Origin of the sequence: Xanthomonas graminis pv. graminis, from assembly GCF_030168915.1 — a bacterium.
In the GTDB taxonomy this organism is placed as follows: Bacteria; Pseudomonadota; Gammaproteobacteria; order Xanthomonadales; family Xanthomonadaceae; genus Xanthomonas_A; species Xanthomonas_A translucens.
In genome coordinates, this window is the sequence record NZ_CP076255.1 from 2,525,090 (window position 1) to 2,550,362 (window position 25,273).

General features: G+C 69.0%; 17 protein-coding genes and 1 tRNA gene. 7 read left to right on the forward strand and 11 right to left on the reverse strand.

Annotated features, from left to right (window positions below):
• Positions 1–75 precede the first annotated feature (75 nt).
• From KHF85_RS10900 to KHF85_RS10910, 3 genes are read right to left on the reverse strand one after another with little or no spacing between them, the layout of a single operon-like run.
• The gene (locus tag KHF85_RS10900) at positions 76–3,162 is read right to left on the reverse strand and encodes an efflux RND transporter permease subunit (protein WP_284566703.1); all 3,087 of its coding nucleotides are present in this window, start codon (positions 3,160–3,162) and stop codon (positions 76–78) included.
• A complete protein-coding gene (locus KHF85_RS10905; protein ID WP_284566704.1) occupies positions 3,159–6,671 on the reverse strand; it encodes an efflux RND transporter permease subunit in 3,513 nt (1,170 codons plus the stop codon). Before KHF85_RS10905 ends, KHF85_RS10900 begins: the two co-directional genes overlap by 4 nt.
• Positions 6,671–7,795 (reverse strand): efflux RND transporter periplasmic adaptor subunit, encoded by a 1,125-nt coding sequence (locus tag KHF85_RS10910; protein WP_064538055.1) that lies wholly within the window; start codon positions 7,793–7,795, stop codon positions 6,671–6,673. Before KHF85_RS10910 ends, KHF85_RS10905 begins: the two co-directional genes overlap by 1 nt.
• Positions 7,796–8,012: 217 nt before the next feature.
• Between KHF85_RS10910 and KHF85_RS10915 the strand changes: the two genes are divergently transcribed.
• Positions 8,013–8,384 (forward strand): c-type cytochrome, encoded by a 372-nt coding sequence (locus tag KHF85_RS10915; RefSeq protein ID WP_284566705.1) that lies wholly within the window; start codon positions 8,013–8,015, stop codon positions 8,382–8,384.
• 7 nt (positions 8,385–8,391) lie between these two features.
• Positions 8,392–8,853, forward strand: a complete 462-nt coding sequence (locus KHF85_RS10920) for a c-type cytochrome (RefSeq protein ID WP_053835751.1) — start codon at positions 8,392–8,394, stop codon at positions 8,851–8,853.
• A gap of 234 nt (positions 8,854–9,087) precedes the next feature.
• Here the strand turns inward: KHF85_RS10920 and KHF85_RS10925 are convergent, their stop codons facing one another.
• The gene (locus KHF85_RS10925) at positions 9,088–10,806 is read right to left on the reverse strand and encodes a hypothetical protein (RefSeq protein ID WP_284566706.1); all 1,719 of its coding nucleotides are present in this window, start codon (positions 10,804–10,806) and stop codon (positions 9,088–9,090) included.
• Positions 10,807–10,822: 16 nt separating this feature from the next.
• Entirely contained in the window at positions 10,823–11,419 is a 597-nt protein-coding gene (locus tag KHF85_RS10930) for an NfuA family Fe-S biogenesis protein (protein ID WP_003468698.1), read from the reverse strand.
• A 90-nt stretch (positions 11,420–11,509) separates the two neighbouring features.
• Between KHF85_RS10930 and KHF85_RS10935 the strand changes: the two genes are divergently transcribed.
• The 4 genes from KHF85_RS10935 (at position 11,510) to KHF85_RS10950 (ending at position 15,197) form a co-directional block, all read left to right on the forward strand.
• Positions 11,510–11,851 carry a 4a-hydroxytetrahydrobiopterin dehydratase gene (locus tag KHF85_RS10935; protein WP_284566707.1) on the forward strand — a complete coding sequence of 114 codons (342 nt, stop codon included), beginning with the start codon at positions 11,510–11,512 and terminating at the stop codon, positions 11,849–11,851.
• A 5-nt stretch (positions 11,852–11,856) separates the two neighbouring features.
• Positions 11,857–12,300 (forward strand): energy transducer TonB, encoded by a 444-nt coding sequence (locus KHF85_RS10940; RefSeq protein WP_284566708.1) that lies wholly within the window; start codon positions 11,857–11,859, stop codon positions 12,298–12,300.
• Between the two features lie 117 nt (positions 12,301–12,417).
• On the forward strand, positions 12,418–13,239 hold the full coding sequence (zupT, locus tag KHF85_RS10945) for a zinc transporter ZupT (RefSeq protein WP_284566709.1): 822 nt from the start codon (positions 12,418–12,420) through the stop codon (positions 13,237–13,239).
• A 131-nt stretch (positions 13,240–13,370) separates the two neighbouring features.
• Positions 13,371–15,197 (forward strand): DUF3300 domain-containing protein, encoded by a 1,827-nt coding sequence (locus tag KHF85_RS10950; protein ID WP_284566710.1) that lies wholly within the window; start codon positions 13,371–13,373, stop codon positions 15,195–15,197.
• A gap of 49 nt (positions 15,198–15,246) precedes the next feature.
• Here KHF85_RS10950 and KHF85_RS10955 read toward each other — a convergent pair whose 3' ends face one another.
• Positions 15,247–16,239 carry an RluA family pseudouridine synthase gene (locus tag KHF85_RS10955; protein WP_003474753.1) on the reverse strand — a complete coding sequence of 331 codons (993 nt, stop codon included), beginning with the start codon at positions 16,237–16,239 and terminating at the stop codon, positions 15,247–15,249.
• A 403-nt stretch (positions 16,240–16,642) separates the two neighbouring features.
• Between KHF85_RS10955 and KHF85_RS10960 the strand changes: the two genes are divergently transcribed.
• A complete protein-coding gene (locus KHF85_RS10960; protein WP_284569526.1) occupies positions 16,643–20,239 on the forward strand; it encodes a ribonuclease E/G in 3,597 nt (1,198 codons plus the stop codon).
• A 184-nt stretch (positions 20,240–20,423) separates the two neighbouring features.
• On the opposite strand, the gene KHF85_RS10965 is transcribed toward KHF85_RS10960, so the two are convergent.
• The 5 genes from KHF85_RS10965 to KHF85_RS10985 form a co-directional block, all read right to left on the reverse strand.
• The gene (locus KHF85_RS10965; protein WP_284566711.1) at positions 20,424–20,987 is read right to left on the reverse strand and encodes a putative glycolipid-binding domain-containing protein; all 564 of its coding nucleotides are present in this window, start codon (positions 20,985–20,987) and stop codon (positions 20,424–20,426) included.
• A 139-nt stretch (positions 20,988–21,126) separates the two neighbouring features.
• Positions 21,127–21,774 carry a response regulator gene (locus KHF85_RS10970; RefSeq protein WP_004425760.1) on the reverse strand — a complete coding sequence of 216 codons (648 nt, stop codon included), beginning with the start codon at positions 21,772–21,774 and terminating at the stop codon, positions 21,127–21,129.
• Between the two features lie 620 nt (positions 21,775–22,394).
• Entirely contained in the window at positions 22,395–23,162 is a 768-nt protein-coding gene (xopAV, locus tag KHF85_RS10975; RefSeq protein WP_284569527.1) for a type III secretion system effector XopAV, read from the reverse strand.
• 449 nt (positions 23,163–23,611) lie between these two features.
• Positions 23,612–23,701: transfer RNA gene (locus KHF85_RS10980), tRNA-Ser, on the reverse strand.
• A 189-nt stretch (positions 23,702–23,890) separates the two neighbouring features.
• Positions 23,891–24,877 carry a LysR family transcriptional regulator gene (locus KHF85_RS10985; protein ID WP_284566712.1) on the reverse strand — a complete coding sequence of 329 codons (987 nt, stop codon included), beginning with the start codon at positions 24,875–24,877 and terminating at the stop codon, positions 23,891–23,893.
• Between the last annotated feature and the right edge of the window lie 396 nt (positions 24,878–25,273).

Consider the following 25,273-nt stretch of genomic DNA (forward strand, 5'->3'; position numbering starts at 1 on the left):
CCTCCCACAGGTTTTTCCGCGCGATGCAGCAGGCGACGGCGCGCCAGCCATTGCGGCGCGCGGCACATCTCCCTGTCAGGACACCTGCGGCACCGCAACACCACGGCCGCCGTGGGCGCGGCGCACCAACTGCGCCACGCCGCCGCTGAGGTCGTCGAGGATCGCGTAGATGGTCGGCAGGAACAGCAGGCTGACCACGGTGGAAAATGCCAGGCCGCCGGCGATGGCACGCGCCATCGGATAGTAGGCCGGGCCGTCGCCGAACATCTGCGTGGTGGTCAACGAGATCGGCACCATCGCCAGGATCGCCGTGCCCATGGTCATCATGATCGGCCGCAGCCGCTCGCGCGAGCCTTCCACCAGCGCTTCGGTGCGGCCCATTCCGCGCCGGCGCAGGTTGTTGATGTGCTCGATCATCACGATGCCGTTGTTCACCACCACGCCCATCAGCACCAGGATGCCGATGAAGGCCATGATTCCGAAGTTGGTGCCGCTGAGCCAGAACAGCCAGAACACGCCGAAGATCGAGAACAGCACGCCGCTCATGATCGCCGCCGGGAACAGCAGCGATTCGAATACCGCGGCCATCACCACGTAGATCATCAGCAGCGCGATCAGCAGGTTGAACAGCATCTGCTTGCCGGCCTGGTCCTCGTCCTGGCCGTCGGCGCCATCGAAACTGTAGTGGTAGCCGGCCGGGAAGCTGACGCCCTTCAGCGTGTCCTCCATCGCCTGCTTGGCCTCGGCCGGGGTGACCTTGACCCCGAGGTTGGCGGTGATGGTCAGCGTGGTCTGGCGGTTGGTGCGTCCGATCTGGGTCGCCGCCGGTCGCGTCTGCACGTCCACCAGGCTCAACAGCGGCACGCTGCGCCCGTCCTTGGTGCGTACGTTGAAGCTGTCCAGGTCTTCGGGCGTGGTCTGCTCGGCGCCGGCGAAGCGAACCCACACCGGCACTTCGGTGTCGCCGCGGCGGAATTCGCGCAGCGAGGCGCCGCGCAGCGCCAGGCCGACGAAGCTGGCGACCTGCTCGGCATCGAAGCCGAACGCCGACGCACGCTCGCGGTCCACCCGCACCGCCAGCTCGCTGCTGCGGTCGCCGGCGTCCACGCGCACGTCGCGCAGTTCCTTGCGCCGCGCCAATAGCGGCACCACGTCGTCGGCGATGGCGCGCAGGGTCTGCGTGGAATCGCCGACCAGTTGCACCTGCACGCTCTGCGCGCCGCTGCCCTGCCCATCGCCGTTGCCATTGCTGCCGACGCTGTAGTCGGCCAGCGCCGAGCGCGGCAGCTCCTTGCGGATCTGCTCGATCAGCGCCGGCAGGTCGCGCACCTGCTTCAGGTCCACGGTCAGCGTGGTGCTGCTGCCTTCCACCTCGCTGAACCACGAATACACCTGGGTGACGTGGTAGCGCTGGCGGCGCGCGTCGATGAAGCGTTCCAGCCTGGCCACTTCCGCCGACAGCTGCTCGCGCGTGTACGACCCCTTCCAGTGGTAGCCGATGAAGATCTGCTCGCCGCCGTCGCCGCCGAACATGTCCTTCTTGGTCTGCAGCATCGGCACCACGCTGAGCGCGGCGATCAGCGCGATCGCCGCCACGCTCCAGCCGCGGTGGGCCAGCGACCAGCGCAGCAGCCGCGCATAGCGGCGCTGCAGGCGCGGGATCAGGCCGCGCTCGGAGCGCACCAGCGCCGGCGTGCGCATGCGCGCGGACAGCATCGGGATCAGGCTCACCGCCACCAGCCACGAGGCCAGCAGCGACACCGAGATGGTGATGGCGATCTGCGCCATGAAGATGCTGATGTTGTTGGTCTCGCCGAACAGGTTCGGCACGAACACGATGCAATGGCACAGGGTGCCGGCCGACAGCGCGATGGCCACGTTGCGGGTGCCGATGATCGACGCCAGCTGCGGCTGGTCCGGCATGCGTTCGCGTTCCTGGTAGATGCTCTCCACCACCACCACCGCGTTGTCCACCAGCATGCCCACCGCCAGCAGCAGGCCCATCATGGTCAGGATGTTGAGGGTGACTCCGGCGAAGTACATGAAGCCCAGGGTGATGGTGAAGCAGATCGGGATCGCCAGGGTCACCATCAGCGTCGAGGGCCAGTGGCGCAGGAAGAAGAACAGCACCGTCACCGACAGCAGCAGGCCGACCCCGCCGGCCTCGGCCAGTTCGCTCAGCGACGAGGTAACCGCCTTGCCCTGGTTGTCGATGACCTTGACCTGCACGTCGCTGAGCGCCGGCTGGGTGCGGATCTGCTCGACCTCGGCCAGCACCGCGCGCGAGACATCGACCAGGTTGGCGCTGCGTTCCTTGTACACGTCCAGGCCCACCGCCGGGCGACCGTCCAGGCGCCGGCCGTAGTTCATCCGGGTCGGTTTCAGCCGGATGTCGGCGATGTCGCCCAGCCGCAAGCCCTTGGGGTCGATGACCAGGTCGCGCAGTTCCTGCAGGTCGCGCAGCTCGCCGACCGGCTGCACCCGCAGGCGCTGGCCGTGGTCGTCGATCTGCCCGGCCGACAGCGAGAAATTGAGCTTGCCCAGGCGCTCGCTGAGCTCGTTGAGGCTGAGGTTGTGCGCGCTGAGCCGGTCGGGGACGATCGCGATCTCGACCTCGTTCGGCGGCGCGCCGGACACCTCAACCTTGGCCACGCCGGGAATCCGCTCCAGGCGCCGCTTGAACTCGCGGTCTAGCATGTCGTAGGCGCCGGTCAGGTCGGCCGCGCCGGCCAGGCGCACCTTCAGCACCGGTTCGTCGCTGCTGGACCACTTGAACACGTGGTAGCGCTGCAGGTCGTCGGGCAGGTCGGCACGGATCGCGTCGATGCGCTCGCGCGCGTCGGAGGCGGCGATGGCGATGTCGCGGTCCCAATCGGAGAACTCGATGAAGATGTTGGCGCCGTCGGCGGTGGCGGTCGAGCGCATGCGCTTGATCCCGGTCATCGTCGCCAGCGCTTCCTCGGTCGGCCGCACCAGGTTGCGCTCGACCTCGTCCGGGGTCGAGCCGGTGTACGGCAACTGCACGAACAGGAACGGCGCCGAGATGTCCGGCAGCGCCTCCAGCGGGAGCCGGAACGCCGCGATCAAGCCGACCACCACCAGCGACACGAAGCACATGATGGTGGTGATCGGGCGGCGGATGCTGAACTCGGCGACGCTCATGCCGGTTCGCCCGTGCCAGTGCCGTGGCCGAGCCCTTCAAGACGCCGCCGCGCGCGCTGCCCGCGCTCGGCGTAGTAGCCGTCGGCGCGACGATCCAGGCGGTCGTAGACCACCGGGATCACCACCAGCGTGAGCAGCGTGGACACCAGCAGGCCGCCGATCACGGTGATCGCCATCGGCGCGCGCACTTCGGCACCCTCGCCCGACGCCAGCGCCAGCGGCAGGAAGCCGAACAGCGTGCACAGCGTGGTCATGATGATCGGGCGCAAGCGCGAGCGTGCGCCTTCGATCAGCGCCTCGCGCTTGGCCAAGCCGTCCTCGCGCAGCTGGTTGACCTTGTCGATCAGGATGATCGCGTTCTTGGTCACCAGCCCGACCAGCAGGATCAGGCCGATGAACACCACCACCGACACCGGCTTGCCGGTCAGCAGCAGCGCCAGCACCGCGCCGACCATCGCCAGCGGGATGGTGAACAGGATCACGAACGGGTGCAGCAGCGATTCGAACTGCGAGGCCATCACCAGATACACCAGGAAGATCGCCAGGCCGAACGCGAACAGCAGCGACCTGGCCGACTGCGCCAGTTCCTCGCCCTGCCCGCCGATGTGCATGCCGACGCCGGCGCCGAGCGGTTCGCGCGCAACCAGCTCCTGCACCTCGCGCACCGCGCCGCCCAGGTCGATGTCGCGCAGGTTGGCCGACACGATCGCCACGCGGATCTGGTCGGCACGGTGGATCTCGCTGGGCCCGGTGGTGGCGACCACGTCGGCGACCGCATCCAGCGTCACCGGCTTGCTGCTGCCGGGATTGACGATCAGCCGGCGGATGCTGTCGACGCTGGCGCGATCGCTCTGCTGCGCGCGCACCAGCACGTCGATCTTGCGGTCGCGGAAGCTGTAGCGGGTGGCGACGTCGCCGCGCACCTTCTTCACCACCACGTCGGCGATCTGCCGCGTGGTCAGGCCCAGCGCACCGGCACGTTCCTGGTCGAAGCGGATCTGGATTTCCGGGAAGCCCTCTTCCACCGTCGATTTCACGTCGGCGTAGTGGCCGTTGCCGCGCAACATCGCGGTCAGCTTCTGCCCGGCGTGCTGGATGGTCTCCAGGTCCTGCCCGCGCAGCTCGATTTCCAGCGGCGTGGAAAAGCTGAAGAGTTCCGGGCGGCTGAAACCGACCTGCACGCCGGGATGCTTGCGCATCGTCGCGCGCATGCGCTCGGTCTGCTGCGCCTCGAACTGCGCGCTGCCGCCGCCGGCCATGGCGATGGTCAGCTTGCCGATGTTCTCGCCGCTTTCGGTGGGACTGGCATCGAGCCCGGTGCCGCTGCCGCTGACGCCATACAGGGCCTGCACGCCGGCGTCCTTGCCATGGGTTTCCTGCAGTTCGCGCACCAGCGCATCGGTCTGCCGCAACGGCGTGCCGGCCGGCAGTTTCACCGTCATCTCGAAGCGGTCCTGCGCCAACTGCGGGATCAGGTCGGCGCCGAGCATCGGCAGCACCGCCAGCGTCGCCGCGAACGCCAGCGCGGCCAGGCCCAGCACCTGCCACGGCCGCGCCAGCGCGCCCGGCAGCAAGCGCAGATAGCCGCGTTCGGCGCGCGCATACGGCGCCATCGCCAGGTCGCTGGCCTTGCGCATCACCGGCGCGATCACCGCCACGCCGCCGCGCCACAGCCGCACCAGCAGCCACGCCGCGCCGAAGAACGCGCCGCGCACCGCCGCCGCGGCGCCGCGCCGGCCCCACGCCACCGGCTTCAGCCAGCCGCGCTGCGGCTGCCAGTGCGGCTGCTCCGGTTCGGCCGGGAACGCCAGCGGCGGGCGCCCCTTCAGCGAACTGAGCATCGGGATCAGGGTCATCGACACCACCAGCGAGAGCGCGATGGCGATCGCCACGGTCAAGGCCTGGTCGCGGAACAGCTGCCCGGCCACGCCCTCGACGAACACCAGCGGCAGGAACACCGCGATCGTGGTAAGGGTCGAGGCGACCACCGCCATGCTGACCTCGCGGGTGCCGGCAATGGCCGCATCGAGGATGCTCAGGCCGCGCTCGCGCGCCTTGGCGATGCTCTCCAGCACCACGATCGAATCGTCCACCACCAGCCCGGTGGCCAGCGCCAGGCCGCCCAGCGACATCACGTTCAAGCTCAGCCCGAGCCGGCCCATGAAGAAGAACGTGGCCACGATCGACACCGGCAGCGACAGGCCGATCACGAACGTGCTCCAGCCATCGCGCAGGAACAGGAAGATGATCAGGATCGCCAGCAGGCCGCCGATCACCGCGTCCTTCTTGACGTCGCCGATGGCGTGTTCGATGAAGCGCGACTGGTCTTCCAGCGTGGTCAGCTCCACGTCCGGCGGGATCTGCGCCTGCAGCTGTTCCAGGCGCTTGCGCAGCGCCGCCGCGGTGGACACGGTATTGGCGTCGCCCTCCTTGTAGATCGCCAGCTCCACCGCTTCCTTGCCGCCCAGGCGGATGATCGCCTCGCGCTCCTTGTAGCCCTGGCGCACCTGCGCCACGTCCTTCAGCCGCACCGGCATGCCGTTGGCGATGGTGGTGGTGGCACTGGACGAGGCGCTCTGCGCCGCCGAGGCCGCAGCCAGCGCCGCTTCCGAACCGGTCGAGGCGGCGATCGCATACATCTGCTGCATCGCCGAATCGGCGGCGCTGCTGCCCGCGCCCTGGGTGGTCAACAGCAGGTTGCGGATTTCGTCCAGGTCGGCGAACTGGTTGACCGTGCGCACCAGGTAGCGCTGCGAACCCTGTTCCAGGCGCCCGCCGGAAATGTTGATGTTCTCTTCCTTGAGCCGGGTGATGACGTTGTCGATCGGCAGGCTCAGCTGCGCCAGCCGCTGCTGGTCGATATCGACCTGGATCTCGTCTTCCAGCCCGCCGCCGACCTTGACCGCGGCCACGCCGGCCACCGGCTCCAGCTTCTTCTTCAGGTCTTCGTCGGCATAGCGGCGCAGCTGGGTCAGCGCGCGCACCGCATCGGCGTCGCTGGCCGGCGTCGCCTTGCTCGCCAGCACCAGGCGCATGATCGGCTGGGTGGAGGGATTGAAGCGCAGCAGCACCGGCGCCTTGGCTTCCAGCGGCAGTTGCAGCGCCTCCATCTTGTCGCGCACCTCCAGGCTGGCCTGGTCCATGTTGGTGCCCCAGGCGAACTCCAGCACCACGTCGCTCTGCCCGGTGCGCGACACCGACTTGAGCTTGCGCAGGTTCTTGACCACGCCGACCGCTTCCTCGACCGGCTCGGTCACCAGCGTCTCGATCTCCGACGGCGCCGCGCCGGTGTACTCGGTGCGCACGGTCAGGGTCGGATAGCTCAGGTCGGGCAGCAGATTGACCTTGAGGCTGTTCAGCGCGATCACGCCGAACAGCAGCAACGTGACCGTGGCCATCGCGATGGTGACGCGGCGGCGCGTGGCGAATTCGACCAGCCCGCCGCCGCGCACACCGGGCGGCGCGTGGTCGTGCGGATCGCTGCCGTGATCGGAACCGGCGCTGGTCATCAGTGCGCTCCGACCGCGGCGCCGCCGCCAACCTCGGCGACCTCGCGTTGCGGCGCGATCACCTGCACGCGGCTGCCGTCGCGCAAGGCGACCTTGCCGGCGGTGACCACCTGGTCGCCGGGCTGCAGGCCGCCGCGGATCTCCACCCACGGGCCTTCGGCATAGCCCAGCTTGACCGGTACCCGCGTCACCTTGCCGGCACTGACCCGGAACACCGCCGGCTCGCCGTCGTCGAGCAGCGCCAGGCGCGGCACCACCAGCGCATCGGCGCGCTGGTCGTAGTCGATGCGGATGCGCCCGAACATGCCAGGCTGCAAGGCTTCGGCGCCTTCCTCGAACGCACACACCACGCGGAACGTGCCGCTGCCCGAATCCACCACCGGCGCGATGCGATCGACCTTGCCCAGGTACTGCTTGCCCGGCAGCGCATCGGCCAGCAGCGTCACCGGCTGCCCGGCCTTGAGCGTGGCCAGCTCGCGCTCGGGCACGTTGAGCGTGGCTTCCAGGCGCGAGTCGTCGACGATGCGGAAGATCGGCGTATTGATCTGCACGAAGTTGCCGGTCTTGATCGAACGCGACGCGATCACCCCGGAGATCGGCGCGACCACCGTCGCGTACGACAGTTCCAGCGACGCCAGCTGGTGCTGCGCGCGCACGTTGGCCAGGTCGTACTTGATCTGATCGACATCGGCGGCGCTGACCAGCTGCTGGCCGACCAATTGCTGTGAGCGCCGATAGTTGTTCTCCAGCTTGCGCAGCTGCGCCTCGCTCTGCGCCACCGCCAACCGCGCGCGGTCCGGGTCCAGCCGCACCAGCGGCTGCCCGGCGCGGACCTGCTGGCCTTCCTCGGCCAGCACCGCCAGCGCCACGCCGGAGGTCTTGGCCACCACCTGCGATTCGGCGCGCGCCTCCAGCGCCGCGGTGCCGCTGTAGCTGGCCGCCACCGCGCGCCGGCCGACCTTGGCCACCTCGACCGGCACCGCGTCGGGCGCCTTCTCGGCCTGCTTGGCCTTGGCCTGCGCATCGCCGGCCGCCGGCTTGCAGCCGCCGAGCAGCAGTGTGGAGGTGATCAACAGCGCGGCGGCGCAGCTGGCGGTGCGTCGGCGCGTGGAATATCGCGTCATCGTCGTGTCCTTGGCGGATGGCGTGAATGGTGTTGTAGGTAAGTAGATCACCTGATGACGCTCAGGTGAATGAGCCAAAGGTCATGCCCCCCCGCGTGGTGCAGCGTGGAGGATTGCCAGGGCCTGTTTCGGAGCCGCGAAAGGCCAGGCTATACTCGGGTCGTTCCGTGTTCCCCCACGCCGGAACGCCCAGTCCCGTCCTCCGGACCACGAAACCATGCGCACGCAGCCGCTAGCCGCTTGTTTTGCTTTGGCCGTACTCGTTTCTCTCGGGGTCGCCCCGGCCGTGGCGCAGACCGCGCCGGCGCCCGCCGCTGCCGCTCCAGCCGCAGCCGTCGCCGGCAATGCCGACAACGGCAGGCTGCTGACCTATACCTGCCAGGGCTGTCACGGCGTGACCGGCTACAAGAACGCCTATCCGAGCTACCGGGTCCCCAAGATCGGCGGCCAGTCGGCGCAGTACCTGACCCAGGCACTGAGCGAATACCGGCTCGGCAAACGCAAGCATCCGACCATGCAGGCCCAGGCGGAGAGCTTCTCCGACCAGGACATCGCCGACATCGCCGCTTACCTGACCACCCTCAAGTAGCCATCTCATGCCGAAAGCCGCGCACGCATTGCGTCCCGCCATCGTCCTGCTTGCTGCCCTGTGCCTGGGGGCGTGTTCGCAATCGCAGGTGGAATCCACCAGCCAGTCTGCTGGCGACCCCGGCCACGCCAGCGGCGAGCACGGTTCCGGCTCGTCCGCCGGCCTGCCCGGCGGGCGCGTCGCCGCCGGCGAGAAACTGGCCCACGCCAAGGGCAAGGCCACCGGGCAGAGCTGCATCGACTGCCACGGCGCCGACGGCAACGCGCCGATCGACCCGAGCTATCCCAAGCTCGGCGGCCAGTACGGCGACTACGTCGCGCATGCCTTGCAGGCCTACCGCGCCGGCGATCGCCAGCACCCGCTGATGACCCCGCAGGCGGCGCCGCTCAGCGACCAGGACGTCGCCGATCTGGCCGCGTACTTCGGCTCGCGCGCCACCCAGCTGCGCGATCTGCACGGGCTGAAGTGACCGCGTGCGCCGGCGTCTTGCCGCCAGTGCGTGCGGCAGACGCGGCGTAGCCGGCGCCAGGTGCCGGGCAGTGCACGCACCGCTTCGGCCGCGCGTCCTGTAGGAGCGGCTTCAGCCGCGACAGAATCTATCGGTAACGCCTGTCGCGGCTGAAGCCGCTCCTACAGGATCCAGGCGTCTGCATGTTGGCGGATCGCTGTCGGCTCCACCGTGCAGATGCGCCGCTGCCGCTACCTACTTCACGCTGCCGTTGTCGTCCTGCAGGCCCGGCTTGAAGGGTACCGCCGGCGGCGGCCGCGCGCTGGCGGGCTGGTCGTTGAGATTCGGATCGGTGATGCCGCAGCCGCCGCCCAGCTGCAGGATCGAGACCACGCAGGAAATGCTGCTGCTGGTGCCGGGAATCGGGATGTTGACGCTCTTGATGCCGCGCCGCACCCACTCTTCCAGCAGCGTCGCGTTCGGCAACCAGTACTTGTCGAACGAGGTCGGCGTGTAGTCGTAGGGCGGACGCTTGAGCCACTGCCCGGCATTGGCGATCTGGTCGCGCGACCAGCTGTCGGTTTCGCTTCCCGGCGCGCCGCGCGTCGGCGCCTTGCCCTGCCCCTCGCCACCGGGCACGCGCACGCCGCCATCGGCGTTGAACATGCCATTGCGCGGGCTGGCGCCGGCTCCGGCGTCGCCGGCGCGGTTGCGCGCCGATGCGCCCCAGTCGTCGCCGCGCTGCGGCGTCGCCCAGCCGCCGTCGTGCGCGACCGCCGCAGGACCGCTGCCCGGTGCGGATGCCTGGCTACCCGGCGGCGCGGCCCCGCTGCCGGTCGGCGTTCGCGTCTGGGCCTTGCCCTGCGCCATGGTGCTGGCCTGGGCCGGCGTCTGCGCCGTGGCCGTGCTGGCCGCCGGCGTGTTTGCCGTCGCCTCTGGTTGCACAGCAGCTGCTGCCGGCGTCGGCGTCGCCACCGTGGCGGGGGTCGGCAGTTCGATCTGCCGCACCTGCGGCGCCTCCGGCGTACGCAGCGTCGGTGCCGGGTCGCGCGCGCGGATCTGCGGCATCGGCACCTGCACCTGCACCTGCACCTGCACCTGCGGCAACGGTGCCGGCACTTCGCGCTCGCGCACCTGCAGTTGCGGCTCGGGCGCGCGCGGCACCGGCAGTTCGCGCGGACGGAGCGGCGCCACCGTCGGAATCTCGGTGACCACGTCGACTTCGCGCTCCGGCACTTGCACGCTCGGCGGCGCGATCTCGCGCAGGGTCAGGGTCGGTTCGCGCACGCTGGGCGGCGGCAGCACGAAATCGCTGCTCGGCTGCGCAGTCTCGGTGACCTGCAGCGGTTGCTCCGGCGGCGCAGGCGGTTGGCTGGTCACGGCCTGCGCGGTGCTTGCAGCCGCTGCGGCGGAGGTGGCAGGCGCCGCCGTGGCGGTCTTAGGTTGCGTGGCGGCAGTCGTCGCCGCGGCTCGCTGCGCACTTGCCGCTGCAGCCTGCTGCGCGGCGGCCGCGGCATCGTGCGCCGCCGCGCCGCCACCGGTGTCGGCCTGGGTGCCGCGACCGACGAATTCCACCTGCACGCGCCCGGCCTCGCCCGCGTCCGGACGCGGCGGCAACCAGCGCACGAAGGCGACCCACAGCAGAAACAGCGCGAACAGCAAGTGCAAGGCCAGGCTGACCAGCGCCGCGATCCGCCGCCACCAGCGCTGGTCGTACGGTGCCGGATCCCAGTCCTGCCACCACAGCCGGCGGAACGCCTGCCACGGGCTCAGTGCGGGCAGCCGCGACGTCGCTGCCGGCAGCGGCTGCGGCAGCGCCGCGAGCAACTCGGAGCAGACGAACGGGCGCGGCACGGCCGGCTGCGAGGAGATCCAGTGCGCCCAGCCGTACGGCAGGCTGCCGCGGCGATCGCGCAGCAGCTTGCGCGGCGAGCGCGCCAACAACGCGTCGAGGATGTCGGCGGCGCGCGTCACCGGCGTGGCGAAGGAATCAGGCCGCGGAGTCGCGCGGGATGTACGGGGCGCTGCCGCTGTCGTGGTCGGTGGCGTCGCGCACGGCGGTGATGCCCGGTACGCGCCCCATCAGCGTCTTCTCGATGCCCTGCTTCAGGGTCACGTCGGCCATGCCGCAGCCGTGGCAGCCGCCGCCGAAGCGCAGCAGCACCACGCCCTCGGCCGACACTTCCTGCACCGCCACCCGGCCGCCATGCTGGGCCAGCTGCGGGTTGACCTCGTTCTCGACCACCCAGCGCACCCGCTCGACCAGCGAGGCGGCCTCGCCCGGGGCCTCGCCCTTGATCTTCGGCGCCTTGATCGTCAACTGCTGGCCGGTGCCCTGGGTGACGTAGTCGATCTCGGCGCCATCCAGCCAGCCGACACTGTCGGCGGCCACATACAAGGTGAAGCCGGCGCAGTCGATCGCCCATTCGTCGCCGGCCAGGTCCGCCGGTTCGGCGAACTCCAGCCGCGCGTCGGCGCGTGCGGTGCCGGGATCGACCGCGCTCAGGCGCACGCCCATGCCGGGCACGGCCTCGCGTTCGAGCAGTTTGCGGAAATGGGTCTGCGCGTTGTCGGAGATCTGGATCATGCGGTTATTCTAGCGCTTCCACGCGACCGGCTCATCGCGACCCTTCCCCATCGGCGGCACGTTCAGCCGCCACGCCGCGGAGACCCCGACATGAACGACCTGATCCCGCTCGCGCAGGCCCATTGCGCGCCCTGCAAGGGCAGCGAATACAAGCTCACCCAGGCGCGCCTGGCCGAACTGCTGCCGCAGGTGCCCGGCTGGGAGCTGGTCGAGAACGGCATGGCGATCAGCCGCACGTTCCGCTTCCCGGACTACTACCGCACCCTGGCGTTCGTGAACGCGCTGGCCTGGATCGCGCACCACGAAGACCATCACCCCGACCTGGGCGTGCACTACGACCGCGTGGTGGTGCACTATTCCACCCACGATGTCGGCGGCCTCAGCGAAAACGACTTCATCTGCGCCGCCAAAGCCTCGGCCCTATCGGAATGACCCCCATGCCTGCCGCATCCCGCCGTTCCATCCTCACCGCCACCTGCCTGCCGCTCGCCGCCTTGCTGCTGCTCGGCGGCTGCGGAAAGTCCGAACAAGCGCAGACCCAGCGCGAGGCTACCGCGCCGACCGAAGTCGCCGCGGTGCAGACCCCGCCGCCGGACTACCCGATCGAACTGGCCTGCGCCGGACTCGGCGGCAAGGCGGTGCTGAGCGTGGTGGTCGGCGTGCAGGGCAAGCCCACCGACGTGCAGTTGGTCAGCAGCAGCGGCCAGCCCAAGCTCGACGCGTCGGCGCAGCAGCGCGTACGCGAGTGGATCTTCAACCCCGCCACGCGCGACGGCAAGGCGGTGCCGCGCACGATCCAGGTGCCGGTCAACTTCAACCCGCCGCAGCCGCGGCCGGACCGCTGCTTCGCACTCGACGCGCAGGCGCACCACGCCAACTGAGCGCGGCCGCTAGGCCGCTTGCGCGCGCAGTGCCGATCGCGGCGCGGCGCCGCCTTCACACTGCGCCAGCCTCGCGCCCGCTCTCATCGCCGTCTGCACACAGGAGCCGCCTGGCGCATGCTGGATATTCCGTCGCACAACGTCTGGGTCGCCCTGGCGGTGACCCTGGCCGCCGGTCTGGCCACCGGCCTGGGCAGCGTACTGGTGCTATTCACCAAAGGCCCCAATCCGCGCCTGCTCGCCTTCGGCCTGGCCTTCGCCTGCGGTGCGATGGTGTACGTGTCGCTGACCGAGATCCTCGGCAAGTCGGTCGCCGCCTTCAGCCACGCGTTCGATCCGCGCCTGGGCTACGCCTATGCCACGCTGGCGTTCCTGGCCGGCATGGCGCTGATCATGGTGATAGACCGGCTGGTGCCCAATCCGCACGAAAGCCTCAACGCCCATGACCCGCTGTTCCGCGCCGACAACCGCGCCTACGTCAAGCGCGTCGGCCTGCTGACCGCGGTGGCGATCACCGCGCACAACTTCCCGGAAGGCCTGGCGACCTTCTTCGCCACCCTGGAAAGCCCCACCGTGGGCATGCCGCTGGCGTTCGCGATCGCCGTGCACAACATTCCCGAAGGCATCGCCATCGCGGTACCGGTGCACTACGCCACCGGACGCAAGTCCTACGCCTTCGCCGCCAGCCTGCTGTCGGGGCTGGCCGAGCCGATCGGCGCGATCATCGGCTACGTGGCGCTGTCGCGGTTCCTGTCCGAGGCGATCTTCGGCTCGGTGTTCGGCGTCATCGCCGGGGTGATGGTGTTCCTGGCGCTGGACGAACTGCTGCCGGCCGCCAAGCGCTACGCAAAGGGCCACGAAACCGTGTACGGACTGGTCGCCGGCATGGCCACGCTGGCGCTGAGCCTGGTGCTGTTTCGCCTGTCCACCACGCCCTGAGCCGGCGAAGGCGGCCTGTCTGAACGGACGCTGGCGCGACCGGCGTCGCGGCGCTTCGCAGAAAGCTTGCAGACATGCAACACAGAGCATCCTGCACGCAACTTCACGAACGACAGTCGCAAAGGTGCCGCATGGATATCCGCTCCCTGCCATCAACGAAGTTGGCGCTGGCGCTGGTCACCGCCGCGAGCATGCTGGCGCTGAGCGCGTGCCAGCAGCAGCCGTCGCCAACAGCAGCCCCGGCCGCCGCGACCGCCGCCGCACCCGCGCCCGCCCCCTACGTGCCGCCCAGCGCCGAGCAGCTGTACAAGCTGGTCGCACCGATCGCGTTGTTCCCCGACAAGCTGCTGGCGCAGACCCTGGCCGCCTCGGTGTATCCGGACCAGGTCGGCGACGCCCAGGGCTGGCTGCGCAGCAATAGCGGCCTGGCCGCGACCGATCGCCTGAAGGCGGCCGCGGCGCAGCCATGGGATCCCAGCGTCAAGGCGCTGACCGCGTTTCCCGACGTGATCGAGCAGTTGGCCAGCAACGGCGACTGGACCCGCGCGCTCGGCGATGCCTATGCGCACGACCCCAACGAAGTGCTCGACGCGATCCAGGTCATGCGCGGGCGCGCGCAGGCGCAGGGCCACCTGCGCAGCACGCCGCAGCAACGGGTGCAGGTGGTGCAACGCACGGTGGTGGAACCGGCCTATGCAGACGAGCGGATCCCGCCGCCGCGCCAGACCATCGTCATCGAACCGGCGCAGCCGGATGTGGTCTATGTGCCGCGCTACGATCCGGACGTGGTCTACGGCGCACCGGTCGACGTCTACCGCGAGTACCGCTACCACCCGCGCTACTACAGCGAAGGCGATCTGGTCACCGCCGGCATCATCTCCTTCGGCGTCGGCGTGCTGGTCGGCGACGCGCTGGAGCACCGCCACCACGGTCCGCTGGGCTGGCTGCAACCGGAACCGGCCTGGCACCCCTGGGGCTGGAACAGCTGGGGCATGAACTGGAACGCCCCGCCCTCGGCGCCGCACTACGTGGTCTACCAGAACCGCGTCTACGCGCCGCGCACTACCATCATCAACAACAACATCACCAATAACATCAGCAACAACCGGATCGACGCGCGCCGCTTCGTGCACAACGACAACCGCAGCTTCCCGCAGCAGGCGGCGCTGGCGGCGCTGGCGGCGATGCCTGCGGCGGCGGCGGCCGCGGCACTGGCGCCGCATCTGGCGCAGAACCTGCACGGCCCCGCGCCGCAGTTCGCGCGGGCGGCGGCGCCACGCCACGCGCTCGACTATGCGCAGCTGTCCACACCGCATTTCAATGAGCGGATGCTGCAACCGGGCCGTCCGGTCGTCGCGAACGCCGCGCAGCGCGCGCCGCTGCCAGGGCTGGGCGGCCAGAACGCAAGGGATGCTGCCCACGATGCGCGTGCGCAGCCGGCATTCGCGCAATCGCTGCACGCGCCGATGCCGATGTCCGCCAGCGATCCCCGCCACGCCATGGCAATGGCCAACACCGCCGCAACGCAACACCGCGACATGCCGCAGGCGCAACACGCCAACGCGCCGATGCCGATGCCGATGGGCAACATGCACATGGCGCATGCAGCGCCGCCGCATGCGCTGTCCATGCCCGCACCGCACCGTGAGGATGCGCGCGCGCAGCAGGCCCGATTCGCCCAGTCCGAACCGCCACGGCAGGCGCCGCACCAGTTCGCCGCCTTCACTGCCCAGCAGCAGGCCCCCGCGCACCGGGAGGCGCCGATGCGGCAGTTCCCTGAGCGCGTTCAGGCCATGCCGCGACAGGAACAGCAGCGTCCGCCTATGCAGGAGCAGCACATGGCCCGGATCGCGCCGCCGCGGCAGCAGCCGATGCGCGCGGCCGAGCCGCGCCCGGCGCCGCGACCGGCGCAAGCGCACTCCGAGCCGCACCACGAGCACGACAAGCACAACGGGTAGACGGCATGGGCCGGGCGGCGTGCGGCAGCGCTGCTCGGCCGCGCGTGGTTCAGCCGCCCAGGCGGCTCAGCGCCTCGGCCAGCTCGTCGGCCAGCGGCGCATTCAGCAGATACGGGGTCTTGCCACCATCGAGGGTGAATTCCAGCGACGCGGCATGCAGGAACAGGCGCTTGAGCCCGATCTGCTCGCGCAGGCGCTTGTTGACTGCGGCATCGCCGTACTTGTCGTCGCCGGCGACCGCATGCCCCAGGTGCTGGGCATGCACGCGGATCTGGTGGGTACGGCCGGTCTCGATCCGCACCTCGCAATAGGAATGCCCGCCGCGCCGCTCCAGCACCCGGAAATGGCTCAGCGATTCCTTGCCGCCCGCGTTCACCTGCACATGGCGTTCGCCGCCCTGGCGCAGGCCGATGTGCAACGGCGCGTCCACGCTCATCACCCCGTCGGGCATGCGCCCGACCAGCAGGGTCAGGTAGCGCTTGCTGATGCCACGCCCCTCGACCCGGTCGTCCTCGCGCATCAGCGCCTGCATCTCGGTCAGCGCCGAACGCTTCTTGGCCACGATCAGCAGCCCGGAGGTGTCGCGGTCGAGCCGGTGCACCAGTTCCAGCGACTGGTTCGGGCGCAACGCGCGCAGGGTCTCGATCGCGCCGAAGCTGATCCCGCTGCCGCCATGGCTGGCGACCCCGGACGGCTTGTTCAGCGCCAGCAGCCGCGCGTCCTCATAGACGATCGCCGCCTCCAGCCGGGCCATGAACGCGTCCGGCGGCGCGGTCTTCTCGCCCTCCTCGTGCAGCTTCACCGGCGGGATGCGCACCTCGTCGCCGGCCTCCAGCTTGCGCTCGGCCTTGGTGCGGCCGCCGTTGACCCGGACCTGGCCGCTGCGCATCAGCTTGTAGATCAGGCTGCGCGGGGCGCCCTTGAGCTGGCCGAGCAGGAAATTGTCGACGCGCTGTCCGGCCCTGTCTTCCGGGACCTTGAGAATGCGCACCGCGCTGGTCGCGACATCGCGCGGCTTGGGAGGGATCGGGGGGGAAGTCATCAGGCAGTTTATTCTGTTACACTCGGGCGGCGAGATAAGGGTTTGATTTCGTTGGAAGTTAGCGCAGGGCCAGAAGCCCGGCTTGCGACGATTCCGGCACAGTGCGCGACCACCGCCCCCGGGGCGGCCATGTTAGCGGCTCACCGGCCTACCCGGCCATCGCCGGACGCCACAAGCGTCCGCGCTGAACATGCCCCGTGCGGCGCCCAGCCTGGCTGGAGTCGCCGCCGGTCCTGAACCACCTAAAAGAAAGAAGCGCTCCCGCGGCTCGCCGTGGTGTCGTAGCGCTGGAAACCCAAGCTGCCCTCCCCGCGCCTGCGCGATGGGCGGCGAAGCGTGACCAGAAGCGAAACCCCATGGCGTTCCGCGCGGTAGCAGCGCGAGGAACGCAACAATGAAGCGAATGCTGATCAACGCCACGCAGGCGGAAGAACTGCGTGTGGCCATCGTGGACGGCCAGACCCTGTACGACATCGACATCGAGCAGCCGTCCAAGGAACAGAAGAAGTCCAACATCTACAAGGGCCGCATCACGCGACTCGAACCCTCGCTCGAAGCGGCCTTCGTCGAATACGGCGGCGAGCGCCACGGCTTCCTGCCGCTGAAGGAAATCTCCCGCGACTACTTCCAGGCCGGCGTCGACCACAACAAGGCGACGATCCGCGAACTGCTGCGCGAGGGCCAGGAAGTGGTGGTCCAGGTGGACAAGGAAGAACGCGGCAACAAGGGCGCCGCGCTGACCACGTTCATCTCGCTGGCCGGCCGCTACATGGTGCTGATGCCGAACTCGCCCAGCGCCGGCGGCGTCTCGCGCCGGATCGAGGGCGAGGACCGCGCCGCGCTGAAGGAAGCGCTGGACAAGCTGAACATCCCCGACGACATGGGCGTGATCATCCGCACCGCCGGCGTCGGCCGCGATGCCGAAGAGCTGCAGTGGGACCTGGACTACCTGCTGCAGGTATGGAAGTCGATCGCCGAGGCCGCGCTGGCCAAGCCGGCGCCGTTCCTGATCTACCAGGAATCGCGACTGATCATCCGCGCCCTGCGCGACTACCTGCGCGCCGACATCGGCGAGATCCTGGTCGACACCCCCGAGATGTACGGCGATGCCCAGGAGTTCATGCAGCAGGTGATGCCGCAGAGCCTGCGCAAGCTCAAGCACTACACCGACGACATCCCGCTGTTCAACCGCTTCCAGATCGAATCGCAGATCGAAGCGGCCTACGAGCGCAGCGTGCGCCTGCCGTCCGGCGGCTCGATCGTGGTCGACCAGACCGAAGCGCTGACCGCGGTGGACGTCAACTCCTCGCGCGCGACCAAGGGCAGCGACATCGAGGACACCGCGTTCCAGACCAACCTGGAGGCCGCCGAAGAGGTGGCGCGCCAGCTGCGCCTGCGCGACCTCGGTGGCCTGGTGGTCATCGACTTCATCGACATGGCCTCCAACAAGCACCAGCGCGAAGTCGAGAACCGCCTGCAGAACGCGCTCAAGTACGACCGCGCGCGGGTGCAGATCGGCCGCATCTCGCGCTTCGGCCTGCTCGAGATGAGCCGCCAGCGCCTGCGTCCGTCGCTGGGCGAGTCCAGCCAGATCGTGTGCCCGCGTTGCGACGGCCATGGCCGCATGCGCAGCGTCGAGTCGATGTCGCTGTCGATCATCCGCGTCGCCGAAGAGCATGCGATGAAGGAGAACACCGGACAGGTGCTGGTGCAGGCCCCGGTGGAGATCGCCAACTACCTGCTCAACGAGAAGCGCCGCGCGCTCAGCGAGATCGAGAAGCGCCACGACGCGCCGATCGTCATCGTCGCCGACGAGCAGCTGCACACCCCGCACTACGAAGTGACCCGCCTGCGCGAGAACGAGCTCGGCGAGGAAAGCGCCAAGCCCAGCTACCAGCGCAACACCCCGCGCAAGCTGCCAGTGCATGCGCTGACCAAGGCGCAGCTGAACATCCCGGCGCCCGCGGTGACCAACGTGAAGCACTCGCAGCCGGCCCCGGTGCGCGAAGTGGTCGAGGCGCCCGAACCGGTCGCTGCGCCCGTGCAGGTCCAGGCGCCGGCCCCCGCCCCGGTCGCGGCCCCAGCCACCGGCGTGGTCGGCTGGCTGAAGCGGATCTTCGGTGCCGGCGAAAGCCCGGCACCGGCGCCGACCGCGAACGAACCGGCGCAGCGCCAGCGCGCCCACGACGGCAACGGCAACCGCAACCGCAACGACCGCGGCGACCGCAACGCGCGGCGCGACGGCAACCGCAACAGCGGCCAGGGCGGCAATGCCGCACGTGGCAACGGCGGCAACGTGCGCCGCGACGAGCGTCGTCCGGGTAACGGCGGCGGCAACGTGCAGGGCAGCCAGCAGAACCTTGCGCCCAAGCCGGCGCGCAACGAGCAGGCGCCGCAGCAGGCCAAGCCGCAGCAGCAGAACCCGCAGCAGCAGCCGAAGGCGCCGAAGCAGCAGCAACCGCAGAACCCGGCGCGCCAGCCCAAGCCGCAGCAGGATCCGGCGCAGGCCGCCCTGCAGGGCGACAAGCCGCAGCGTCAACCGCGTCAGGACGAGGGCGCAGCGAAGCCGGTCACCATACCTGCCGCTGCGGCGCAGGACGCCACCACGATCGCGGCCGCGGCCGCGGCCGGCGGTGCCGCCGCGCTGAGCAGCGATGCGCAGGCCAGCGAGGCCAACACCATGGCAGCGACCCCGGTTGCGGCGCAGCCGAACCCGGCACCGGCAGGCGTCGATGAGCGCGAGAGCGCAGCGGAAACCGCACAGGCCGTGCCGATCGGCGAGAACGGCGAAGCCGACGACGCCAATGGCGAGGCCGGTGGCCGCCGCCGTCGCGGCCGTCGTGGCGGCCGTCGCCGTCGTCGCGGCAATGGCGAAGCCGGCAGCGGCAGCGAGGGTGCGGCGTTCGACGACAACGATCTGGATGCCGGCGACAGCGACAGCGACAGCGACGGCGAAACCGCGCCGGCGCCGAGCCGCAGCCAGCCGGAGTTCGACTTCGACGACGACGCAGCGCCCGCCGAGGCCACCGAGGCCAAGCCGCAGCAAGCGCCGCGTGCGCCGCGGGAGAAGCGCGAGCCGCGCCAGCCGCGGCACAAGCAGACCCCTAACGCCCCGGCGCCGATCGTCGCAGCTGCAAGCGAGGTGCCGCAGGCCGAGGGCGATACCGCGCCGGCACAGCAGGCCGCACCGGTAGCCGCAACCGCAGCACCGCAGACCGATGACGGCAGCGCGCAGGTGCAGGCCGCGCCAGTAGCCGCAGCCGCAGCGATCGCAACCGCGCCTTCCGTTGCCGAGACGGCAGCGGTCGACGCGGCACCGGTCGCCACCGCGCAGGCGGAAACGGTGGCGCCGGTAGCGGCAGCACCGCTGCCGCCCGTCGTCGCCGAGGCGCCAGCGGCACGTTCCGAGGCAGTGCCTGCCGCGGCGCCTGCTCCGTCGATCGTCACCGAGCCGGCCGCCTCCGAAACGGCGTCGCCGAAGACCATCGAGGACGCACTGCAGCCGACACCGGCGCCGACCGTCGAGCAGCCCGTCCCAGTCGCCACGACCAAGCGCGACGCCGGAATGGAAACTGTTGCGGCGTCGGCCACGCAGGTCGAAGAGCCGGTCACGGCATCCACGCCGAGCAAGCCGCAGCAGGAAACCACGACGACGACACAACCGCTCGCCGAGGAAGAGGCGCCCAGCAAGCCGGCCTACGTGCCGGTGCAGACCACCCTGCTGGACGTCTTCCATCAAGAGCAACCGGCCGCCGCGGTCGAAACGACGCCGGTGCACGCGCCGGTGGCCGCCGCTCCGGTGCCGGACAGCGTCGAAAGCCGGCACGTCGGCGATGCCGAAGCGGCACCTGCCGCTGTGGCTGGCAACGGCCTGTTCGATGCGCCGCCCGCCGCTCCGGCGGACGCACCGGTCAGCGTCGCTCAGCACCAGCCGCATGCCAGCAAGTCCGGCGAAGGCGAGAGCGACGACGACAAGGAGCACAAGGAACGCACCAGCTGATCCGGCGCCGTTCTTCGCAACAGAAAAAAGCGGCCTTCGGGCCGCTTTTTTTGTCTGGGCGTGGATCCCTCTCTATTCGCACAACACCTCCGGGCCGTGGGCAGCTTGGGCGCACGCGATCGGCGCGGACCGAAAACGGAATCGGGAACCGCTGGGGGCAGACGCTCGCACTTGGAGCGAGCGCTCAGGCCTCTGCGGTCCAGAGCCCCGGATAGTCGCGCACGAAGCCCTCGCCGGTCGCACACAGCGTCGCCGCATAACCGAAGCGCTTCGCTTGGTAGGCGTAGGCATCGTCGGCGGTGCGCGCGTAGCGCTGCATGAGCTCGCTGAGCGTGCCGCCGCCGTCGAGGTCGACCCAGGCGGCCGGGGCGTCGGCGCCCTCGCCCACTGCCAGGCGCAGCCGGCGCAGTTGCAGCAGGTTGGTGGCCGGCGTGAAGCCGAGGTCGAGGTCGATGCAGTGTGACACGTCGGCCACCGGCCGGCCGTTGAGCTTCCAGTGGCCACGCGCATCGCGCGCGATCGCGAGGTCGACCGTCCCGCCGCCGAGCCAGCCGCGCACGGTGCCCCATTGCGTGTGCCAGTGCAGGTCGCATTGCACGCGGTACTGCAACTGGCCGATGCGGCCGTGTTCGAGGCGGAACACGGCGGCGCCGTCGAGCTGCCATGCGCTGGCGTTGCGCTGCAGCCGGCACGCGTCATGGCCCGGTGCGTCGAGCCTGCGCCACAGGATGGAGGCAACGGTGTGCATGCCGCGGATGATGCCGCGGGCGGACACCCGAAGCAAACCCTGCAAGCTGGCGGCGTCCGACGGCACCGCATGCACACGGCGGGCACAAAAAAAGCGACCCGTCAGGTCGCTTTCCTTTGCCCAAGGAAAATCCGTGGCGCTACAGCGGATGCGCCGGATCCAGCAGACCGTACTGCGTCGCCAGCCGTGCCAGCGCGATGTTGTCGTGGATGCCGACCTTCTCGAACAGCCGCGCCTTGTGCGTGTTGACCGTCTTGGCGCTGAGGCTCAGACGCTTGGCGATGTCTTCCTGGCGCAGCCCGCGGGTCAGCAGCAATGCGACTTCCAGCTCGCGCGGAGACAGCGCATCGAACGGCGAACCGCCGCCTTCCAGATTGGCCAGCGCCAGGTTCTGCGCGATGTTGGCGCCGAGGTAGCGCTTGCCCATCGCCACATCGCGTACCGCGCGCAGCAGTTCCTGCGCGTCGCCGGCCTTGCCCACGTAGCCGGACGCGCCGGCCTCGAGCAGGCGCTTGGGCAACGGGCCGTCTTCCAGCACCGACACGATGATGACCTTGGTGCCGTGATCGCCCTTGACGATGCGTTCGGTGACCTCGAGCCCGCTGACGCCAGGCATGTGCAGATCGCAAAGCACGATGTCCGGCTTGAGTTGGCGGATCTGCGGCATGGCGACTTCGCCGCTCTCGGCCTCACCGACGATTTCGATATCCGTCTGATTCGAAAGGATCAGCTTCATGCCGGTGCGGACAAGAGCGTGATCGTCGACCAAAAAAACTCTAATGGCCATCTCGTATAACCCCAACGCAGCGAACGCCGCATGGTCAGACTAGCGGCGTGAATTGTTCAGGGCAACCGAAATTTGTAGACAAAATCATCCAGCCCTCCCAGTTTTCTCAACTAGTCGCACTGCGCTGTCATCATGCTGAAAAGAACACCAAACCGCGCTTACTCAAGGCTCGGCACGCAGGGCGAGTGACCAGCCTGTTCGCTCCTCTAGGAGAGCGCGGCGGTACCTGCGTCAGGCAGGCGCAGTATCGCAGCCGGCCGGCGACAACGTTATCAGGGCAAAGCCTGATATCGGGTCAGATTTCCCTGACCTCAACCGCCAGCCAATCCGGACATCGCTTCGCTGCAATCAACGCTGGGCCAGATCGGAATTTTCCGAGGGAGCGCGACGCATGCAGCAGGCATGGCCGATCCGGCCTCGTCCGCGTTTCGAATTCCCGGCCGGCGGTCAATGGGCCACGGAGTGACTCTCCAACATGCCAACGGACCACCGCTTGCTTCGAGTAAAGCGCGTCGCCGTGCTGAACGACCTTCTGAAGTCGGCGCCACTGTAGCCCTGCAGCAGCACCGGTGCGCCCATCGGGGACCGCCCGCTCCCCAGAAGTTGCATGGCAGGCGCGCTCAGCCTGCCGACGACGTAGACGCCTCTTGCGCTGCGCGGTCTCTGGCTGCCAGCAGCAGCCGATTGACCAGCTCGTGCGCATCGTCGCCAACATTGCTGGCCGCGTTCCAGAGTTCCGGAGGCAAGCGCGAACGCTCTGCGGTGATGACATTCAGCAGATCCTTGGCCAGGGCCGTCTGCTCGCCCACGCTCAGGTGAGGGCCAGGACCATCGTCATCGGGCATGGTCACCATCTCGACCGCCTTGTCCAGGCAAGCTTCGGTTGTCCCCAATTCCCTTGCCCGATCGGCTTTTTGCACAAGGCTTTGCCGGGGGATTTGCGCCTGTAACTGTATGTACCGGGAGGCGAGAGACTCGATTGCCTTAAAGCCACCGTATGCCGCTGCCGCACCCATCGCTATCTTGCCACGGTCCCAAGCAAGGCCATGGTACGAGTTATGCGCCAAATCGCCGTGTATCGTATTCGTGCCATAGCCCTGTATCATATTGAAGAAACTTTGACATGTGGCAGCGCCAGACACCGCGCCGGAGCCCCGAGCGAGATTATTTGCCGTGCTACGTACAACATTGGCCACACGCACGCCAGCAGCCTGTTCGTGAGGCTGGGCGGCCCTGAGCGGCGCCTCGCGTACTGGCCGCCGTGGCAGGTTTTGGACCAGTTGCGTGTTGGCATGCGGGTCCTGCGCGGGTGCAGAGGAGCTGGCCTCGGGCTCGGTGGCCACACCGTCCTGCGTGTGCCTCGCCACTCGGCGCGTTGCAGACGTCAGTGTCCCTGGACGCATACATCACCTCACACATTGGATGGGGCGCCATTCTTTCGTCGCTCCATCACGACCGCGCGCAACTGGCCGAATAACCGTGGCCCGGGGCGAAACGGAAAGCGCCGCGCCCGAGGCATCGGGTGGCCTATCCACGCATGCCCGTGGTTCCCCTTTCGGCCGTGCCAACGACGGCCTGCACGTCCGCCGGATGTCACTGGCGGAGCGCCCGGCCGATGCGCGCGTTATGGGCTTCATCGGCGGCCTGCTCGAAGATCGACATCAAGGACACCTGCCTGACGATCGACAGGCACTCGCTGGACGAACGAGCAGCGGCCGGTGGCAGACCGGCTCACATGACGCGGGATGCGCATGCGAGTGTTTCCTCTGCATGCTTCCTGCCTTCCAATCAGCCCCAACCAATTATTTCAACTTAAAATCAATGATGTAGCAGGAATTGGCGGAGAGAGTGGGATTCGAACCCACGGAAGGTTTGACCCTTCGCCGGTTTTCAAGACCGGTGCCTTAAACCGCTCGGCCATCTCTCCGATTGCAACCAGACCGCGTCACGCTGGACGAGCGCATGCAGGAAGTGCCCATGCCCTGCGCTTTCAGCCGCAACATCATCGCGCCACGTTGACGGCCGCATCGCCAAAGACATCGCGATGCTGAGCCAGCGTGCCGCCGCGCATTTTCGCACGGCCGCGCCGGTTTTGCTCAGCCGGCTCGGGTTTTGCTCAGCCGGCCTCGACCGCCATCGCGCCCAGGGTCGAATGCTTGGCCTTGGCCCGCTCCGGGCAACTGCCGCAGTCCAGGCGCGAGTCCTCGATCTGGCGCGGCAGGTGCTCGGCGAGGAAGTCGATGAACACGCGTACCGCCGGCAGCAGGCCGCGGCGCGAAGCGAATACGGCGTGGCAGATACCCTGCGGCAGCGACCATTCCGGCAGCACCACTTCCAGTTCGCCGTTGCGCACCGCGTCGGCGCAGACCGTCTCCGGCAGCAGGGTGATGCCGAAGCCGTCCTTGACCATCGACTGCAGCAGCGGGAAGTCGAAGCCGGCCACGCGCGGTTGCAGGTCGACGCGGCGCACTTCGCCCGCCGGTCCGTGCAGTTCCCAGCGCTGCCGCGCCTCGTCTTCGCTGATGCTCAAGGTCACGTGCGCGGACAGTTCTTCCGGATCCTTGGGACGACCGGCGCGGTCGAGGTACTTGGGGCTGGCCACCAGCAGTTCCTGGACCTGGCCGAAGCTGCGCATCACCAGGCTGCCGTCGTCGTCCAGGCGCGAGCGCACGCGCAGCGCGACGTCGTAGCCTTCGTTGATGATGTCCACGCGGCGGTTGCTGATGTTCAATTGCAAGCGCACTTTCGGGTACTGGTCGAGGAACATCGGCAGCAGCTTGGGCAGCTGCATCTGCGCCAGCGACACCGGCACGCTGACCCGCACCAGACCGCGCGGTTCGGCGCTGAGCCGGTCCACCACCTCGCGCGCGGCCTGCGCTTCGGCCAGCATCGTCTGCGCATGCCGATGCACGCTCATGCCCAGGTCGGTGACCGCGAAGCGGCGCGTGGAACGCTGCAGCAGACGCACGCCAAGATCGGCTTCCAGCTGGCTGATGCGGCGGCTCAGGCGCGACTTGGGAATGCCCAAGGCGCGCTCGGCGGCGGCGAAACCGCCGTGATCGACCACCATCGCGAAGTAGTACAGGTCGTTGAGATCGTGCATGTTCTTTCGATATTCAGAACGATGGATGAAATCGCGTTGGGTTCATTCTACCCCCACAACGATTCGGGCCGTGTAATCGAGCCTTCACCTGGCATGGCGCATTGCGAACGCAGCCGCGGCGGCCCGTTCGGCAGCAACGACGCAGCGGCTCCCGCTTCATGACAGCATGGTCATGTGAACCCCCTGCCCCGACCCTGTGCTTTGCATCGGCAAATGGCTGACGGGCCATTTGCCGCGATTCAAGCAGGGGCGGCAACGGTGTCGTGGTTGCCGGTGCGCCGATACGATCGAACGCGTCTGGCTCCGAAGCAGGCGAGCGAAGTGCCGGGGGATAGCAGGTCGGATGGAACTATTGCACGGGGGTGGGCGAATACGCAGCCACGCATCCGCACAGCG